This window comes from Calothrix sp. UHCC 0171, assembly GCF_034931845.1.
GTDB lineage: Bacteria > Cyanobacteriota > Cyanobacteriia > Cyanobacteriales > Nostocaceae > Brunnivagina.
Window position 1 is genome coordinate 24588 of sequence record NZ_JAYGHN010000015.1, and the last position, 19282, is coordinate 43869.

General features: G+C 39.8%; 16 protein-coding genes. 5 read left to right on the top strand and 11 right to left on the bottom strand.

Going from position 1 to position 19282, the window contains the following annotated elements:
* Positions 1 to 94: 94 nt before the first annotated feature.
* A complete protein-coding gene (locus VB733_RS13430) occupies positions 95 to 1105 on the top strand; it encodes a glycosyltransferase (protein ID WP_323340565.1) in 1011 nt (336 codons plus the stop codon).
* A 73-nt stretch (positions 1106 to 1178) separates the two neighbouring features.
* Here VB733_RS13430 and coaBC read toward each other — a convergent pair whose 3' ends face one another.
* From coaBC to VB733_RS13445, 3 genes are all read right to left on the bottom strand, one after another.
* Positions 1179 to 2381, bottom strand: coding sequence for a bifunctional phosphopantothenoylcysteine decarboxylase/phosphopantothenate--cysteine ligase CoaBC (gene coaBC / locus VB733_RS13435; protein WP_323340566.1), 1203 nt, complete (start codon positions 2379 to 2381; stop codon positions 1179 to 1181).
* Between the two features lie 141 nt (positions 2382 to 2522).
* Positions 2523 to 2735, bottom strand: a complete 213-nt coding sequence (locus tag VB733_RS13440; protein WP_323340567.1) for a DUF2555 domain-containing protein — start codon at positions 2733 to 2735, stop codon at positions 2523 to 2525.
* A gap of 148 nt (positions 2736 to 2883) precedes the next feature.
* The gene (locus tag VB733_RS13445) at positions 2884 to 3513 is read right to left on the bottom strand and encodes an alpha/beta hydrolase (protein ID WP_323340568.1); all 630 of its coding nucleotides are present in this window, start codon (positions 3511 to 3513) and stop codon (positions 2884 to 2886) included.
* 205 nt (positions 3514 to 3718) lie between these two features.
* Between VB733_RS13445 and VB733_RS13450 the strand changes: the two genes are divergently transcribed.
* Positions 3719 to 4081, top strand: coding sequence for a hypothetical protein (locus VB733_RS13450; protein ID WP_323340569.1), 363 nt, complete (start codon positions 3719 to 3721; stop codon positions 4079 to 4081).
* Positions 4082 to 4624: 543 nt separating this feature from the next.
* Complete coding sequence (gene purH, locus VB733_RS13455; RefSeq protein ID WP_323340570.1) at positions 4625 to 6187, top strand: bifunctional phosphoribosylaminoimidazolecarboxamide formyltransferase/IMP cyclohydrolase; 1563 nt, start codon at positions 4625 to 4627, stop codon at positions 6185 to 6187.
* Positions 6188 to 6649: 462 nt separating this feature from the next.
* Here purH and VB733_RS13460 read toward each other — a convergent pair whose 3' ends face one another.
* The 8 genes from VB733_RS13460 to VB733_RS13495 form a co-directional block, all read right to left on the bottom strand.
* Positions 6650 to 7384 (bottom strand): phosphoadenylyl-sulfate reductase, encoded by a 735-nt coding sequence (locus tag VB733_RS13460; RefSeq protein WP_323340571.1) that lies wholly within the window; start codon positions 7382 to 7384, stop codon positions 6650 to 6652.
* A 332-nt stretch (positions 7385 to 7716) separates the two neighbouring features.
* A complete protein-coding gene (locus VB733_RS13465; RefSeq protein WP_323340572.1) occupies positions 7717 to 8265 on the bottom strand; it encodes an HMA2 domain-containing protein in 549 nt (182 codons plus the stop codon).
* A 366-nt stretch (positions 8266 to 8631) separates the two neighbouring features.
* Positions 8632 to 8937, bottom strand: coding sequence for a DUF5132 domain-containing protein (locus tag VB733_RS13470; RefSeq protein ID WP_323340573.1), 306 nt, complete (start codon positions 8935 to 8937; stop codon positions 8632 to 8634).
* Positions 8938 to 9103: 166 nt separating this feature from the next.
* Positions 9104 to 11380 (bottom strand): heavy metal translocating P-type ATPase, encoded by a 2277-nt coding sequence (locus VB733_RS13475; protein ID WP_323340574.1) that lies wholly within the window; start codon positions 11378 to 11380, stop codon positions 9104 to 9106.
* Between the two features lie 706 nt (positions 11381 to 12086).
* Positions 12087 to 13409 carry an HMA2 domain-containing protein gene (locus tag VB733_RS13480; RefSeq protein ID WP_323340575.1) on the bottom strand — a complete coding sequence of 441 codons (1323 nt, stop codon included), beginning with the start codon at positions 13407 to 13409 and terminating at the stop codon, positions 12087 to 12089.
* Positions 13410 to 13513: 104 nt separating this feature from the next.
* Positions 13514 to 14047 carry a peptide deformylase gene (gene def / locus VB733_RS13485; RefSeq protein ID WP_323340576.1) on the bottom strand — a complete coding sequence of 178 codons (534 nt, stop codon included), beginning with the start codon at positions 14045 to 14047 and terminating at the stop codon, positions 13514 to 13516.
* Positions 14048 to 14473: 426 nt separating this feature from the next.
* Positions 14474 to 14647, bottom strand: a complete 174-nt coding sequence (locus tag VB733_RS13490) for a hypothetical protein (protein ID WP_323340577.1) — start codon at positions 14645 to 14647, stop codon at positions 14474 to 14476.
* Positions 14648 to 15910 carry an HhoA/HhoB/HtrA family serine endopeptidase gene (locus VB733_RS13495; RefSeq protein ID WP_416336316.1) on the bottom strand — a complete coding sequence of 421 codons (1263 nt, stop codon included), beginning with the start codon at positions 15908 to 15910 and terminating at the stop codon, positions 14648 to 14650. It lies immediately after the preceding gene.
* A gap of 278 nt (positions 15911 to 16188) precedes the next feature.
* On the opposite strand from VB733_RS13495, the gene dnaA reads away from it, so the two are divergent.
* Positions 16189 to 17592, top strand: a complete 1404-nt coding sequence (dnaA, locus tag VB733_RS13500) for a chromosomal replication initiator protein DnaA (RefSeq protein ID WP_323340578.1) — start codon at positions 16189 to 16191, stop codon at positions 17590 to 17592.
* Between the two features lie 416 nt (positions 17593 to 18008).
* A complete protein-coding gene (gene dnaN / locus VB733_RS13505) occupies positions 18009 to 19169 on the top strand; it encodes a DNA polymerase III subunit beta (protein WP_323340579.1) in 1161 nt (386 codons plus the stop codon).
* Positions 19170 to 19282: the final 113 nt, after the last annotated feature.

Genomic DNA, 19282 nt, shown 5'->3' on the forward strand with positions numbered 1-19282 from the left:
AAATATTTGTTACCCCCTATAGTCCTAATTTTGTTAACTTATAGTTGTATAATCAAGTGCCAAAATCTCAAATTTATCAAAATTAATATTTTATATGCGATCGCTTTATTTTTTGCTGCCTGGTACTGATGCTAAATTTGCTTGTGGTGGTTTGTTTGCTGAGTTAAAAACCTTGAATATTGCTCAACAAATTTGTCACGCGGAAGTTGTCACTTATCGTCAACGTGAACCTGAGAAGTTATTTTTAGATGATGTTTTAAAGCAACCTCATTCCAATTTAAATAATGTTATTTTTGTGATGAGTTGGGGTTTTGATGTTGGGAAATTAGCCCCGAAACTGAAATCCTATAATACTATTTATCATGCCCACAGTGCGGGTTATGGATTTAAGCTACCTACCAGCATTCCGATTATGACAGTCAGCCGGAATACAATGGGATATTGGGGGCAATTATCACCACATTCTTTAATTTATTACTTGCCTAATGAAATTAGTGATCAATTTCAGAATTTAAATTGCGATCGCGATATTGATGTTTTAGTTCATACCAGAAAATCTTCAACATATTTAATCCAAAAATTAATTCCAGGGCTGCAACAAAAATGTAATGTATTTGTAATTGATAAATTTATTGATGATTTACCAAGTTTATTTAATCGCGCTAAAGTTTATTTATATGATTCGGCTGAATATTGGGCAATCCAAGGTGTCACAGAGGGGTTTGGGTTACAGCCAATGGAAGCATTAGCTTGTGGATGTCATGTGTTTTCTAGTCTGAATCACGGGCTTTCAGATTATTTAGACCCCGGATTTAATTGCCATAAAATTGCTGGATATTCTCTAGAATATGATATGCAACGTATTTTAAAAATAGTGAGTTCTTCTGAAAAATATTTTCAACCCATGAACTTATCTGAAGATTTTTTTGCTCAACATCGAATTGTGAATATTACCAAAAAACTAGAAGTAATCTTAAATGAATTAAACGAATTTTTCGACCATAAACAACAATATGCTGGGAATATTCAAGATTTGAATAACATGCATTTAGCAAAGTTGAATATGCGAAGAATCCTAGACAAAATCAAGAAGAAACTATTATAAATATTGAGTTTTTAATTTTTATGTAAACTGATATTTTCCCTGATTAATTGAGAGATGAAACCAAAAATTATTTTTAAATTTTAAAAAAATCAAATATATAATGTGCCATTGCCAATTTAGAACAAGGGGGAATTTCTAACTGATTACCTTGCCGATCTAAATATATCGCTTGATTGCGATCGCTCCCAAATCCACTATCTTTTTGATCGATTGGATTGGCAACAATTGCATCCAAATTTTTACGCCGCAATTTATCTAGGGCTGGTGTGATAATATCTCCTGTCTGGGCAGCAAATCCAATTAATTTTTGATGTGGCTGTTTACAATTTGCTAATTCGGCAACAATATCAGTTACAGGCGCAAGCGGTAAACTTTCTGGTAATACTTTCTTTGCCAATTTCTCAATACTAAAATCCCGTGGTTTCACATCAGCCACTGCCGCCGACATGACTATGATGTCAGCCTGAGCGAATTCCCCCAGCATCACTTGTCCCATCTCCTCCGCCGAAACCACAGATATCGCTTTTACTCCCAAAGGCGCTTCCCAGTCTGCCACACCATGCACAAGGGTGACATTTGCACCACGATGTAACGCTGCTTGTGCTAAAGCCAATCCCATTTTACCTGTGGAAGGATTACCAATAAATCTTACAGGATCGAGAAATTCACGAGTGCCACCAGCACTAATTAAAACCCGCTTCCCCGCCAAATCGCGTTTTCCTCCTGTATACAGCAAAGATTGCACATAGGAGACAATTTCGGGAGGTTCTACCATTCTACCCTGACCAATGCGATCGCAGGCTAATAAACCTGATGCTGTGCCCATACCATGATACCTAGTGTCGGCTAACAACATTTGCCAATTACGCTGAACTGTAACCTGTTCCCACATATCAGTATTCATCGCTGGGGCAATTAATACGGGACATTTGCTAGCGAGTACAGTATTAGTCAGTAAGTTATCTGCCATCCCATACGCTAATTTTCCTAGGGTATTGGCAGTTAAAGGGGCAATTAAAAAAATATTAGCCCATTCCCCTAACTCAATATGTAGAGGATGGGCGTTAGTAGATTGCCAAAAATCCTCATCGGTATAAGCTTGATGGCGCGAAAGTGTAGCTACAGTTAACGGTGTAATAAATTCACGTGCCGATTTTGTGAGAATAACACGCACCTCTATACCTTGTTTAAACAGGGTAGAAACAACCTCACAAATTTTGTAAGCAGCAATACCACCAGTTATACCGATGAGAACTCGATTTGATTTTGAACTCATAAATCAGGGAGATAAGGAAAAATGGGGAGATGGAAACCAATTACCTAAGATAAGGAGAAAAGACGAATATATTTAGATTTTCTGACTCTCCCCCTATATATCTTCATGTCTCTGCTTCCCCTATTCCCTACTCCCTAACTTTTAAGCTTCGTCGTAGGCTTCCAAATCTAAAAGATGAATATATGACTCAACTAACTCAGGACGCTGAAATGCTACAGCACGTAATAAATGCCAATCATTTAAACCTTCAAAAGCATTGCTGTAGTTGTCTTGTTCCAGACGTGTAGCTAAATCTTCCACATCTTTTGTAGTCATAGCAGCGATTTCGGTTTTAGAAATGCTTAAAGTAGTCATAATGCTAGCCCCTCCCTTTAGCAGCATTGGCATTCAGCTTTGGTTAGTTGCGCTTAACGCAGCCTCCCAATATATATTACTCATTCATGAACGCGATTTTCGTGAAAATTATCCGGATTTCTACGATTAATTTGTAAAAATTTTGTAACTACTGTAGCGGAAATCTGCTTAAAATGAAGTTCCGTAATACTCCTAACATTTCCAAATTGATTTCATGTTCAGCATCAAATTCTTGATATTCCACTGCTACAGAAAATGATTTAAGGGTTTCTCGTGCCTTTACAGCTGCTTGTAGTGGAACTACGCGATCGCTTTTCCCATGCATAATTAATGTTGCGGGTAAATTATTGCTATTTTGGGGTAGGGAAATATGATCGTGTAAATACCCACTTATTGACACTAAACCAGCTACAGGTAACTGTAAACCTACATCTAAAGTCATTGCCCCTCCCTGGGAAAAGCCACTTAAAATTGTCTGCGATAAGGGAATTTGTGTGTTTTCTTCTAAAGACTGTATCCACTCAATTAATTTTTCCCGACATTCAGCTAAACCTTGATACATATTCTCCGCCCGCAGGTCATACCACGCTCTACCAATGGGAGAATAGGGGTAAGGAAAAGGCGCATTTGGGAAGATAAATTGAAAATTCGGTAAGTCCAAATAAGGTACTAGTCCAGCTAAATCTTCCGCATTTGCACCCCATCCATGCAGCATAATAATTAAACCTTTAGGGGATTGTGTGTTTTTTGCAGGTATAGTAGTAAATTCTAAAGTCATTAGTTGAGCAGTGATGTCTAATTAGTGATATTAGTGAGAGAGATGTCAAAGAAGTTTTGCCCTAATATTAGCGCAATGCCATATTCTGAGTAAAAGTGCTTCAAATCTAACCAAATTCTTAGCATTATCTCATATTTCCATCAGTATAAATTCAGCTTCAATCTTCATACTAATAATCAAGTTAAGTAATTGAAGTTGAAAGAATATGAAACGCCTAATTGCTGTTGGTTTATCTGTAATGCTAATGTTTGCTGCTACTGCCAATTCGGCTCAGGCACAGTTAAGACATGGAAAAATGTCTTATGTTAACCAAACATTACAAAACAACACTTCTCGTCAACTAACTCCTTTCCATCTTGTTTCTTTAGCCTACCAAGGCTACTTCAAAAACCAGGGTATTCCCAGTTATGGTACTTTTATTTCTGAGTATCATCAAATGAGTATTCATGCTAAGACTTTAGTGGAAGCTGGAATTAAAGCTAATTTATTACCTGCTGACACTTTAACAAATCAAAAATATTTATCTTCAGTGGATAGTCAACTATCGGCGTTTTCTTCCGAAGGTTAATGGTAATAATTCCAAAATCAGAAGTCAGGAATCAGGATTCACAATCAAGAGCTTATAAAGTGAAATTAAGCATACTCATGCAGGGAGAAACTAGGTTGCTGAGATTGAATTATCCAGCATCATTCTACTTGTTTGATGAAAAATCAGGTTGCTTTAGTCTGAAGTATTCGTGTAAAAATAAATTGAACAAGTGTGGGTATTTTGCCCACCTCTGGGAAATAGCAAGCAAGATGCTTGCACTAATTATTTACTTATTTTTACACGATTCCTAAGGATGAATTTATATATAGTCTCTCATTCTGGTTATTCGATGATTCTGACTTCTGATGGCATTTCACAAAATACTGGAAAATTCCTCACTCCTTGCCTGATTCCCAAATCTATCAGAATGATAGTGATACGCCATGACTTATTCCATGCCGCATGGACATCAATACCCGCAGGACAAATATCAAGATAAATTTACCTACTAACTATTACCCATAACTCTGTAAAATATTCTTCTGCTCGCACATTAATCCGTCCACAGGAAGTTTGGGAATTATGGCACGTTTAGCACTGCTGAGTGTATCGAACAAAACAGGTATAATCGACCTAGCAAAGAGTTTAGTAGAAGAATTTGGCTTTGATTTAATCAGCAGTGGAGGAACCGCCAAGGCTTTAAAAGATGCGGGATTAACAGTAACGAAAGTTTCAGATTATACGGGTTCTCCAGAAATTTTAGGGGGACGGGTAAAGACATTACATCCACGCATTCATGGAGGTATTTTAGCTCGTCGTGATATTCCTGAACATCTTACAGATTTAGAAAATAATCAAATTCGTCCGATTGATTTGGTTGTAGTGAATTTGTACCCATTTGAGGACACGATCGCCAAACCGGGTGTAACATTAGCAGAAGCAGTCGAGCAAATTGATATCGGTGGTCCTGCTATGCTAAGAGCAGCATCGAAGAATTTTGCACATTTAACGGTATTGTGTAATCCCAATCAATACAATGAATATCTGCAAGAGTTACGACAACATGGCAACCCCTCTTTAGAATTTCGCCAAAAATGCGCTTTAAAAGGATTTTCCCACACAGCTAATTATGACCAAGCAATTTCTACTTACTTGAGTCACCTTACCCCAGTGAACGCGGAGAGAGAACAATTACCAGGAAAATTACCAGAAACATTCACATTATCAGGCAAACAACTGCAAACTTTGCGCTATGGAGAAAATCCCCACCAAGCGGCTACGTGGTATCAAACAGGAACCTCTCCCACGGGATGGGCAGCAGCAGAAAAACTCCAAGGCAAAGAACTCAGTTACAATAATCTCGTTGATTTAGAAGCAGCACGCCAAATTATCGCCGAATTTACCGACAAACCAGCTGCGACAATTATCAAACACACCAACCCTTGCGGTACTGCTTTGGGAAATACCCTACATGAAGCTTATACTAAAGCCTTTAATGCCGATGCGGTTTCGGCTTTTGGCGGTATTGTTGCTTTAAATCATCCCATTGATGCAGCGACGGCAACTGAGTTAAAAAAGACATTTCTAGAATGCGTAGTTGCACCAGGGTGTGAAGCGGCAGCACAGGAAATTCTCGCAGCCAAATCAAATTTACGAGTGCTAACATTACCAGATTTAATTAGCGGAGCCAAGGAAAATATCAAAGCCATTGCCGGTGGCTTCCTCGTCCAAGCCGCCGATGATATTATTGCCGATATCAGCAAATGGCAATTTGTCACCGAGAAAAAACCCTCCGATAGCGAAATCGAAGAATTACTCTTCGCCTGGAAAGTCTGCAAACATGTCAAATCTAACGCTATAGTTGTCACGAGCGATCGCACTACAATTGGTGTTGGTGCTGGACAAATGAATCGTGTTGGTTCAGTCAAAATCGCCCTCGAACAAGCCGCAGATAAAGCCAAAGGCGGATACCTCGCTAGCGACGGTTTCTTCCCCTTCGATGACTCAGTGCGAACGGCGGCGGCGGCGGGAATTAAAGCCATAGTTCAACCTGGAGGTAGTCTGCGTGATGCAGATTCCATCAAAGCCGCAAATGAACTGGGCATAATCATGGTTCTCACTGGGATTCGTCATTTTATGCATTAACTGGGAAAACGAAGATAATTAACCATACGCCCAGCATCTCAAAATCTATTTTCAAAACTTTTACTCGAAATACTTGCCCTTTTTGCCAACCTGCGATATCTTAGATTTGTGTGTGAGGAGTAAGTTGAAAATACAAAGAGCGCTTGGAGTGGAAACACGGTCACACGTCCAGGCGCTTTTTGTTTTCCCCTCTAGAAAATGTGCAGTTTATGAAGTGTCACGTTTACTCACTGCCGATTGGGCAAATGCCTGGTATATTGAAGGCGTGTGAGGAGTAAGCTTAAGAAGACTGATTGAGAACGAAAAGCACCTGGAGTGGAAACACGGCAACACGTCTAGGTGCTTTTTGCCGTCTTTACAAATTGAAGCTTTGGAAAATAGAGAATAGATTTTGTCTAACACAGACTGATTATGTATTATGGAGAGGCAACATTGCACGTCTCCATAACTTTGAACAACTAATTACTTCTGCAAATTACCAGCATGTAAGCCACATTCCTTTTGAGTTGCTTCTTCCCACCACCAACGTCCTTCCCGTTCGTGCTGATTGGGCAAAACAGCTTTGGTGCAAGGTTCGCAACCAATACTTACAAAACCGCGATCGTGCAGCTTATTATATGGTATATCCAAAGCCCGAATATATTCCCACACCTGTGCCGAAGACCAATTAGCCAAGGGATTAAACTTAATCAATTCATGTTCTGGAGTTGAGAACGCACTATCAACTTCAATCACTGGAATCCCAGCACGAGTACCGGGACTTTGATCTTTACGCTGCCCAGTTATCCATGCATCCAGAGTATTGAGTTTACGACGCAGAGGTTTGACTTTGCGTACCCCACAGCATTCTTTGTGTCCATCTTGGTAGAAGCTAAACATCCCTTTTTCCTCTACCAATGCTTGCACTTCCGCTGCATCGGGAAACATAACTTCGATTTTGATACCGTAATACTTTCTGACTTCATCCAAAAACTGATAAGTCTCTGGATGTAAGCGTCCAGTATCGAGGGTAAAAACACGGAAATCCTTAGTTATTTTTGATGCAATATCAACTAATACAACATCCTCAGCCCCGCTAAAGGAAATCGCCATGTTATCAAAGTTTTCCAAGGCAAACTGCAAAATTTCCCGTGGTGATTTTTGGCTGTATTCTGCCTCTAAAGCAGGTATATTTAAATGGGAATGAGCTACTACCATACGTGAAATGTTATCCTCTCTCTAACCATCAATTTTACCGAATTAGGGTACGGTATTTTCAGGGATGTAAAGGTTAATCATTAAATAGATAGAAAACTCATATCATGTCCGATTAGATACTTATCGTTAAGACTGACGCGGAGAAACTTTAATTGTCAGTAATTAGACAGACATGGTGTCATGCCCTCGAAATGTCATTTTCTCCAAAGTCACCTCTATGTTTGCGTGACGGGAGTTTTGAGAGTGCGGTTTTCTAATTAATACGCATTTGTTTGTCTAGATAAAGCTTGAACAAACAACAATTTTCAAATAAATTTTCTATCTAGAACACGCTAACTTTTTGGTTCTAATCGGTTTGTACCGTGGAGTTTAATGAAGCTATCAAATGCATACCAAGCTAATACGTACCAAGGAATAATATCGAATTGTAAACCTTTAATGATTAGCTGACGAATAGCAAGACAGCCTAATCCAAATGGAAACAAAACCCGTATATCTAACTGTCCGGATGTGGCTTCTTTAACACGTTGATTTAAGTCAATTACTGTATTTGATACACCGATCGCAGCATCAGTATGAACATCAATAATATCACCAAAAATTATTCCTAAATCTTTGAGTGTTGCCATGACATTATTCCAACTATCTTCACCTTCATGGTTAATAGTTATGCTACCTTGAGAAAGATTCACTCGTACTTGGTTAATGTTGGAATGCTCTTGCAGTGACTCAATTAGGGGCTGTATCTTTTCTGGCTTTCTGTACTGATTCGCTACTCGCAAGCGCAGCCTTCCTGGTGTATCACTAACAATTTTTGTGGCAATGTGAGCATGACTATGACTTTTAGGCTTTGTTGGTTTTGTATGTTTTGACTGCTTCATTTTTTCTGCTTTCGTTTGACTAACAAAACCATTCTTTAACATGATATTCCCCTCTAAAAATTTTATTCTATAAATTCGTTAAATTTGAGATATTTTTATTAATTTACGTATAGTTATTAGCAATTTCACTCTTCATATCCCCAAATTCTCTAAAAAACTGGGAATCTAGGTATAAAGTCTCACTCTGCAAAAATACTTGCACTTACGCAGAGTGAATTTGGGGAAGCTCCCTTAGTAAATAGGAGAGAATATTGATGATGGGATTTAATCATCAAAGACTGGGAAATAAAAATCATAGAAATTATAATTAAATTTATCATTAAATTTATAATTTACTATTAACCCTTATTTCCCTAGTTTGAAAACCTATCCTTGACCGTTGTCAATTGTATTTTCTGAGTTACTAGCGGCTTCAAAAGCTGGTAATTGCTTTGCTTCAGCAATTTCGGCTCTAGCTTCCGCTACTATATCTTCCCAGCTTTCGCCAAATTCTGCGATCGCACCTTTGCTTTTTTCGTACAGGGTAATTCCACCTTTAATTAAAGTTTTGGCGACGGGTTTACCTACACCAGCAACTACGGGGATAATTACGGGTGCTAACAATACTGCACCAATCCCTGCGATAATCCCAGGTGCGCCTGCTTCTTCAATGAAATCAGTGATTTTTGCCATGAAAATTTTCCTCCATTGGATTGATAAACTAGGACAAACTTTTAAGGGTAATCCTCTTAGGATAACGACTGAATCTGGCTGATGGTAGAGAAAGGGAAAAGAAGACAAGATAGGTATTAATTAATTTTCAATTCCTTCTCAATCTTAAATCCTCGCCTGATTAGTTTTACGCTTTCTTCACCTTTGCGCCTCCTTTTAAAATTGGACGCAAGCCGTTAATACCTGCAACTACTGTCGAGCCGTTGTTAACGACGGTGGCTGCCAGAGGATTGAGTCCAAACAAAGTGGCGACTACTAAAGCTGCAAGGTTGGGAATGGCAATGATACTAGTGTTTTGCTGAATCAATTGTTTGGCTTTACGGGCAATTTCAATTGCTTCTAACAAACTGTGTAAGTCGTTTTGCATCAACACTAAGTCTGCGGTTTCGCGGGCAATGTCGGAACCGTTAGCAAAGGACACAGATACATCCGCATAGGCTAATGCGGGTGAGTCGTTAATGCCGTCGCCAACAAATGCAACTGTTTTACCTGTTTCGTGTAGTTGTCGAACTACTTCTGCTTTCTGTTCGGGGAAAGCTTCGGCGTGGGTATATGTCGGAGAAATTCCTAATTCAGTGGCGACAGCCTTTGCCGTGCGTTTGTTGTCTCCGGTGAGCATGTGAACTTCTACACCTTCGACTTCTATTAGTGCTGTAATAACTTCCTTACTTTCAGGACGTAATACATCATTATACTCAATTATACCTTGTAGTTGTCCGTCGCTGGCAACATATATTGCTGATGCTGGAGTTTCTGCCAAGTCATTGATGCTTGTCATGTCAATTTCTTGCTGATGCAGGAAACGTTGGCTGCCAACATAAACTTTTTTGCCATCTATGATTGCTTCGACTCCTAAACCGAGTTGATAATTCCATTTTTCGCGAGTCAAAACTTCAACTTGCTGCGATTCGGCATGACGAACTACGGCTTCGGCAACGGGGTGTGTTAGTCGTTGTTCTGCTGTGGCAGCTATGGCTAAGACTTGTAATTCGGAAACTTCGGGATTAAAGCTGCTCACGGCGGTGACAGCGATTTCACCTTTGGTTAAGGTTCCGGTTTTATCAAATACAATTGTATCAACATTGGCGAGTTGCTCTAATGCTCGTCCACTGCGAATGAGAACCCCACGCCGGGCTGCATAGGACAGTGCTGCTAAGACTGTAGTGGGAACGGATACCCGGATTCCAGTAGCAAAGTCGAGGGTGAGGATACTGGCGGCACGGGCGGCGTTGCGTGTCAGGGCAAATACGGTTCCTCCAAGTAGCAAAGTTGGCACAACTGCCTTTTGAGCAATTTTTGCTGCATAGTTTTCCATGCGGGTGTCGTGGACAGGTGCTTCCTGCATGAGTTGAATGCTTTTACCAACGCAGGTATCATTCCCAAGTCTTTCCGCCAGGATATAAATTTGTCCTTCCCTAACTAGGGTAGAAGCGTAGACAGATTGCCCTTGAGACTTCATGACGGGCATTGATTCACCTGTGAGCTTCTGCTCGTCAAACAGGGCTTTGCCGCGAATAATTGTGCCATCTACGGGAACTTGTTCACCGGGGTAAACGATGACGGTATCGCCTTTATTCACCTCGTCGATCGCGACTTGAATTTTTTCACCATCCCGTTCTACCCAAGCGAATTTACCTAGGGAACTGAGTAAATCGAGGGTTTGCTGTGCCGAAGAACGAGCTGTGCGATCGCGAATATTTTCACCAATTTCAATTAACCCTAACATTAATGCTGGGGTGAGAAATTGCCCTTGGACTGTGGTAATCGCGATCGCCATAAAATCGAGAAAGTCGATATTTAATTTGCGTTCGTCGCGAATCGCTACCCAAGCACGTTGGGCAACTGGCAATGTCGCTAAAGCAATAGTTGTTGCAATCAGCATTGGTGAAATTGAGAAACCAAGTGGTCCCCCCAACAGGGCTAGGGCTGCTGATGCTGCGGAAAATTTCCAACTTGGGAAAGAATTTTCATCTTCTTTGTCATCTTTCTGTGGCATAGTCTGAACCACAGTAGAAATAACAGCAATATCAGTCGCGGCTTGCAAAAGATGAGCAATGTGCGGACGTATCTCTGACTGCGGTATTTCACTAATATCGTAGGTGACAGCTAGAGATGCTGCTGCTGGTTTGAGACGCACTTTGGTAATGTATTTATCTGCTGCCAGAAGTGCTTGTAAGCGCTGTACGTATTCGGCATCATTCCGCAGGTGGGGAACTCGTAACCGTAATCTACCTGCTGTTTCGTGAATGACGCTGTAATAAACCTTGAGTTGATGACTTTTGCTAAGTGTTTTAATACCGTGATTATGATCAACTAAGGCAATTTTCCCAGCTACATTTTCAACTATATTGACTGGCGAAATATTAGGGGAGGAGGGTCGAAAATCCACCTTGACTTGAACCATTGCTGTACTCTCATAAAAAGTGAAGAAACTGGTTTGGAGCTACTTAGTTAATTGTGATGATATTTTGGTGATTTGTTGTTAGGAATCATGTAAAAATAAGTAGTGCAAGCTTCTCGCTTGCTATTTCCCAAAAGTGGGCAATATGCCCCGGAGTTTTCCTTGAATAAGTCTCCCCGGAAACTCCTCTCCACACTACTTGTTCAATTTATTTTTACACGACCACTTCGTTAATTGGGGATTAACTATTCACTATTACCATTCACTATTTAACTATTAACTCTGCGTGGAAAAACAAAGACTCCTTTTATCCATCCTAGTTAGATGTAGGATAGATAGATTCGTGAATCTATATTTAATTTGACGGTAGTTGAGACGAGGAAATACTTTTTCAAGAAACTATCCTCATCATGGTTGAAATCTATTTAGTTGTACGCAACTATTAGTTAGTAGATGGTTGAAAATAAATATATAGGCTAAGTCATGCTCGCACCCTGCAAAGAAGTCTTAGTTAGCAACGACCTGTGAATATTTACTGAAACTACCCACTTACCAATTGATTGCAAAAATTGGGATTATGTCTCAAATTCAAAGCAGAAGCCTTGATATACTTTGTAAGTTCACTTTAAAAGTGTATAAATTTGCCATTTCTCGGTATTTCTCGGTGAGATTCCTGAACCCATTTAACTGAAGAGACTTGAAGTCATTTCTATGCAATTGGGAATTTAGCAACAACATCAACCAACAGATTGATGAAAGGTGGTTTCAGGTCGGCAATAATACCGTTTACTGTTGTCACCTCTTGATTACTGGTATCCACTTGTAATAATTGAGATGGTGGCTCAATTACTGTGTTTACTGTTGTATTCAATTGTGTATTTAATTGTGTAATATTTATTGTCGTTGTTTCTGGAATCACTTCATCTGCTAATTCCAAGAAACTAATCCAATGTGATGAATTCAGTGAATGAGGTTGAAATGCGATCGCCACTGATGCCGCATCACAATTAACTCGCACATTATTAACGTGGGCTTCTGTTTTCAATAACCTCTCCAGTCGCCTTGCGTAAGCTTTATCTTTTGTGAGACGAGGTATATGAAATCGAATTCGCCCCGGAATTGAATGCACAATGCTGTAATTAATCTTTGTCGGTTGTGGTTTCAATCCACTAACCTGAGATACTGCATTGATTTTATCTTCACGCTCAATTTTGCAATTAATTTCGCGTTCAATAGTAGATACTTTTTCCACTTTTGACACCAAATTCTGAGAGGAACTATTGTTGTTTGCTGTTTTTTTCTTCCTTTGCACCTGTTGAGATGTTGGGGAATTTTTTGTCTGATCACTTCCCGATCTTGCTTTTTGGGCTTGTTTGGTTGATTTCAGTTTTTCAGCCTTGGAACAGGAAGCTTTTTGGATTTGGGCGATAATCCGCCGCGTTACATCTGCGGTTAACATATAGATTGGTATCGATGCTAAACCACCAATCCCTAGTCTGGATGTAATTGCTAGTCCCGCAAATAAGGGAATCAAATCTAACCCTTGTTCTTGCCAAAATTCGACAGATTTCCACGCTGCAAATGGGTCTGATGGTTGCTTCTCAGACATTTTTTGCTCTTTCACGCCAAATTCTGCCAGGATGGCTAATATTTGCGATATGGATAAAATTTTATGGTCAAATGCAATGACTAAATTTTGTGTTTGTTCATGCCAATTTGTTTGCTGAATTCCCTCTTGCTGTTGCAAGCGATCGCAAATTATATCTATAAATTTCTGACTCGGAAATTCTTTACCATTTCCATTAGTAGCGCGGATTCTTACCCGCCCTGTTGTTACATGAACTATTTGCAATATTGCTTCTTGCATTTCTAGTTCTTGTAAATCTACTCCTAAAGCTTGCACTTGTTCCTGTGCTTCTTCTTTCTCAACATTTTGATGATTTTCATCGCTTGGCTCCCTGACTAAAATTGATTCATCAAACATCTCTGTCTGTGGAATCAACTTTTCGCGACTACTAATGGTTTTTGTCATTTGCTTAGTTACCCGATAACCCCTTCAAGTTGCAAAAGGTTAACTCTAATTTAACTCTACCTTAATAAAGGGTAGTTGTCATTACTATTTAGCATTATGTTTGATTAAGTTTTGAGGTTTTGTAGTCTCTGATACTCTTCCTCGGATATTAAATCTTGACTACTTTCAACTCTATCTAAGAAGACGACACCATCGAGATGATCACATTCATGTTGAAAGATTCGAGCGACAAAATCAACCAGCATATTATCTTTTAATTCACCGTTTCTATCCGTATATTCCACATTTATCCAATGGTATCGGGGTACTAACCCCCTAATCCCAGGAATGCTTAAACATCCTTCCCAATCTTTGACAATTTCTGTCGAATTCTCCACTATTTTCGGATTTATCATCACAGTTGGCTCCATTTCTGGGGCATTTGGATATCGAGGATTTGGGCGAGAAGCTACAATAAATAAACGCTGTGATATTGAGACCTGGGGGGCTGCAATCCCTACACCATTAGCATTTGCGACTGTCATGATTAGATTATCAATCAGACATTGAGTTTGCTCATCTTGAATATTCTCAATCAAGGATGATGATTGACGTAAAATTGGATTACCTAGTTTAATAATTGATAGGAGACTATTCATTTTACAAGTAATGATGAATGATTGATATATATCTGAAGTTATAAGAAGTTATAAATTTAGGATAAACTTTTTCCGATTCCAACTAATCTTGACAGTGCAGACCTCAAATAAATCGCGTAAACACTATATTAACGCTTATAAAATAAAGATAGTTTTTCGATTTGACAAAAATTTAGAAAATGATGGGTAGTAGGGTTCTAAATATCAATGATTGATGATGATTAATTCCCAACCTTGAGGGGTTATGTATAAAGTAAAACTTAAGCTCAAAAGAAACTTAGTTTTTGGGATTTAAGCATCGAGCCTCATCTGAATTTTTTGATGAGAAACAAGGTAATCGAAATTCTAGTAGTCCACCAAAGCAACTTTTGAGGAAAAAAATTCTCCGAGTCAATTATAACCTGTCAATTTTTGCTGGGCGAACCACTAGTTTATAGTTTGTTGTTGGTTCTGATTAAGGAGATTTCCAGGAAATAATGTACCGAAAATTGTTGTAGTGTGGAGAGGAGTTTCCGGGGAGATATTCTTCACGGAAAACTCCGGGTTCGGAAAGCCCACTACAGCAACAACAAGATGGGTAATTTCTTTTTCGCAAATCACCTAATTACTGGCTCGCTTTGTGGGAAAAGCTGCTGGAGTAACGGCAACTTGTACTATTTGATTGTTGCGCTGCACTTGTAATTGTAATGGGGTTCCTATCTTACTACTTTCGACAATTTTTTGCACATCTTCAATTTTATTCACAGGTTGGTTGCTAATACTCTGGATAATATCGCCCGCCTTGAGTCCAGCTGTAGCCGCCGGGGAACGGGAAACAACATCAATTAATAAAATACCTTTGTCGGTGGCTAAATTAATGCCCAACCTGGTTTGCACCCTTTCTCGAATTTCCGGAGTTAGTGTCACCATTTGGATGCCTAAATAGGGATGCTCAACCCGACCTTTGGTGATGAGTTCTTGAGCGATACGCTGTGCTGTGTTGATCGGGATGGCAAACCCTAAACCTTGGGCACCTTTGATAATTGCCGTATTCATGCCAATAACTTCCCCACGGGCATTTAGTAAAGGTCCGCCAGAATTCCCAGGGTTAATTGCCGCATCGGTTTGGATATAATCAACACGTTTGTCGGTTGCACCAATATCGCTGCTAGAGCGTCCTGTAGCACTCAATATCCCCGATGTCACGGTATTATTTAGCCCCAAGGGATTACCAATAGCGATAACGGCTTCTCCTGGCTGTAGTACGTCAGAATTTCCTAATGACACAGTTGGGAGATTAGTAGTATCAATTTGAATGACAGCAACATCCGTGACTTGGTCTTCACCCATCACCTTCCCATTGATTGTGCGTCCGTCCTTGAGGGTGACAGTTACAGAATCCGCACCATCAACAACGTGGGAATTAGTTAAAATTTGACCATTAGAATTAATAATAAATCCCGAACCACTACCACGCTCCACACGTTGACGAGGTTCCGGCAAGCGATCGCCAAAAAATCTCCGGAATAAGGGATCATTAAATTCATCTGGTGCTTGGGAAACTGTGCGGGCTGAGTCAATCCGCACCACCGCCGGACCAACTTTTTGGACAACGCCAACGACAAAATTCGGATCACCTCCCGATGTGGTAATAATTGCCGGAGGGGCTATTTGGGTGTTTATAGCTGTTGTTGCTTGGGGTTGATCTATCGCTGGAGGATTAGATTTGTTCGCATTCAGGCTGTTTGCTATTTGTTGACAGCCAGTTAAAGAAGCCATCGCAGCACCGCCAAGCAAAATTAGCCTCAGCTTGCTACTAATTTGTTGCCACCAAGGATTTGTATAAATATATTTCAGTGTAATTTTGTAGTTCTCGGATTTCATATAACCTCTCAATTAATTACCAAACTTGTATTTACTTCTCCGTGGGAATTACTAGTGGTAGGATATTGCCTACTGGGGAGGAACTGCTAGTAGGGCTAATCTTCTGCTAATAGACTTCGGGAGACTTCTGTCAAAAATGACAACTCAGAACTGCTTTTCGGTCTAGAGCCATAGCTTGCTTGATTAAACAATCATTTATTTATGAATTTATTCATAATTCTGACTCCTGACTCCTTTTTTACTTTCTATTTTGACGGATAGCAGCAAAGGTGGAAGAAATGGAAACCCCCATAGACAAACTGTGGAGCCAAGCGCTAGAACGCTTGCAGCTAGAATTATCACGTCCTACCTTTGAGACTTGGATTAAAACTGCAAGTGCCGAACGGTTAGAGCGTGATTGTCTGGTAATCCGTACACCCAATCCGTTTGCCCGGAACTGGTTACAAAAGTATTACATTAAGACGATCGCTAATGTTGTCCGTGATATTGCAGGTTATCCTATTGAAATTTACATCACTGTTGCGGGTGGTGATGAAAAATCTGAGATGGAAGATAACCAAGCGGCTTGGGAATTAACTGCTCAAACTCCCTTCGGTGAAGGAAATCCGCACAATAGCTCCAAAACTACCCCCAAAACCGACCCAATAACTAGTCAACTCAACTCAAAGTATGTATTTTCTCGTTTTGTTGTCGGTGTAAATAGCCGTATGGCACATGCAGCAGCCCTTGCCGTTGCCGAATCCCCAGGACGTGAGTTTAATCCGTTGTTTTTATGTGGTGGTGTGGGTTTGGGAAAAACCCATTTAATGCAAGCTATTGGTAATTACCGTTTAGATATTGCTCCCGACACCAAAATTTTCTATGTTTCCACCGAGAAATTTATCAATGATTTCATCACGGCAATCAGTCAAGGGATGCAAAGTTTCCGCGAGCATTACCGTGCGGCTGATGTACTTTTAGTCGATGATATTCAATTTATTGAAGGGAAAGAGGGGTTTCAGGAAGAGTTTTTTCATACCTTTAATACTTTACATGAAGCTGGGAAACAGGTTGTGATTGCATCCGATCGCCCACCGAAGCAAATTCCCCAACTTCAAGAAAGATTGTGTTCGCGTTTTTCCATGGGATTAATTGCTGATATCCAAACACCTGATTTAGAGACCAGGATGGCAATTTTACAGAAGAAAGCGGAATATGAAAATATCCGTTTGCCAAGGGATGTAATTGAATACATTGCATCAAACTATACTTCTAATATTCGCGAACTAGAAGGTGCATTAATTCGGGCTTTGGCTTACATTTCCATTTGGGGTTTGCCAATGACTGTAGAAAATATTACACCAGTTTTAGAACCTCCAGTTGAAAAAATTGCAGCAACTCCAGAAGCAATTATGACGATTGTTGCTGATGCTTTCAAAGTCTCAAACGAAGAGATGAAGAGCGCTTCCCGGCGTAGAGAAATTAGTTGGGCGAGGCAAATTGCTATGTATTTAATACGGCAATATACCGATTTGAGTTTACCCAGAATTGGCGAAGAATTTGGTGGTAAAGACCATACCACTGTTCTCTACAGTTGTGAGAAAATTACTCAACTGCGGGAAACCGACAAAGAACTTGCACAAACCCTCAGACAATTATGCGATCGCATTCAAATTAACACGCGCAAACAGAATTTTTCTTAAATCAATAACTTAGCTCAAAATTCCTCGCTCATAATTTTTAATTACTAACCTTTTCTTAACATAAACATTACCTGTGGAAAACTAGAAACTACTGTGGAAAACTCCTGACAAGTTTGTGGAAAAGTTGAAAATAGTTGAAAATAACAGTGAAAAACATCAAACAAGCATATTTACTCTGTGGAAAATAAACATACTTTTTCCACAGGTTTTCCACAGCTAGGGATTAAGTGAAAATTTCGTTAATTAAATTGATAAAACTTTATGCAATCCCTGGCAAAACTCAGAAATGAGGACTCAGTAGTCAGCGTCTAAACTTTAATCACCGAGTCGCGGCAATGGTAGAGAAATAAAAATTGTATGTTTAAACATAATTCTTAATGTACAATGCCCAATGCCCCATCCCTACATGAATCATTATGAAATTAGTTTGTACTCAAGGCGAACTGAACACCAATCTTTCTTTTACCAGTCGTGCAGTGCCTTCACGCCCGACTCACCCAGTGCTAGCGAATGTGTTACTGGTGGCTGATGCTGATACTAATCAGGTGAGTTTAACAGCCTTTGATTTGAGTTTAGGTATTCGCACTAGCTTCAATGCCGAGGTTTTGCAAAGCGGAATTATTGCCCTGCCAGCCAAATTGCTCAACGATATCACCTCACGTTTGCCAGAAGGGGAAATTACCCTTGAGGATGAATCAGCCGCAGCCAATGAAACTGGAGAAGGCATAGTTGTTACTTTGACACCAGCAAGCGGACAGTATAAATTGCGAGCGATGGGGGGTGAAGAGTTTCCAGAGTTGCCTGTAATTGAAGATAACCAGCCTGTGAATCTGACAGCCGCAGCACTGATTGAAGGATTGCGGGGTACATTATTTGCTACTAGTGGTGATGAAACGAAACAGGTACTCACGGGTGTGCATTTAAAGGTTTTGTCAGATACTTTAGAATTTGCAGCTACCGATGGGCATCGTTTAGCAGTTGTAGAAACAGATAATCATAATCCCGAAGCCAGTGCTGAAGAACAATTAGAAGTGACAGTACCAGCAAGAGCATTACGGGAACTCGAACGCATGTTAGCACATAGCGCCGAGCCAGAGGAAGCGATCGCATTATACTTCGATCAAGGACAAGTAGTATTCGAGTGGAAAAATCAGCGTTTAACCAGTCGCACCCTTGATGGGCAATATCCCGCTTATCGTCAGTTAATACCTCAGCAATTTCAACGGGAGTTGACATTAGATAGAAAGCAATTTTTAAGCACTATGGAGCGAATTGCTGTTTTAGCAGATCAAAAAAATAATATTGTTAAAGTTAGCATTGATAGTGGGGCACAGGAAATCACTTTATCAGTGGAAGCACAAGATATTGGTAGTGCAGTCGAATCAATGCCAGCACAAATATCGGGTGATGATATTGATATTGCTTTTAATGTCAAATATTTGATGGAAGGATTGAAGGCATTACCAGCATCGGAAATTCTCATGCAGCTAAACTCTAATTTAACTCCAGTTATTTTTACACCTCTAAGTGGAGTGAAGATGACATATTTAGCAATGCCAGTGCAATTGAGAAGTTAAATAATTAGGTAATAGTTACTGAAAATTTTAGGCAGTGAAGATTAGCAACTCAAATGTAGATAGCTTTAATTAAATACAAATGCGCTCCCAAAAGGAGCGCACTATAATCTCTT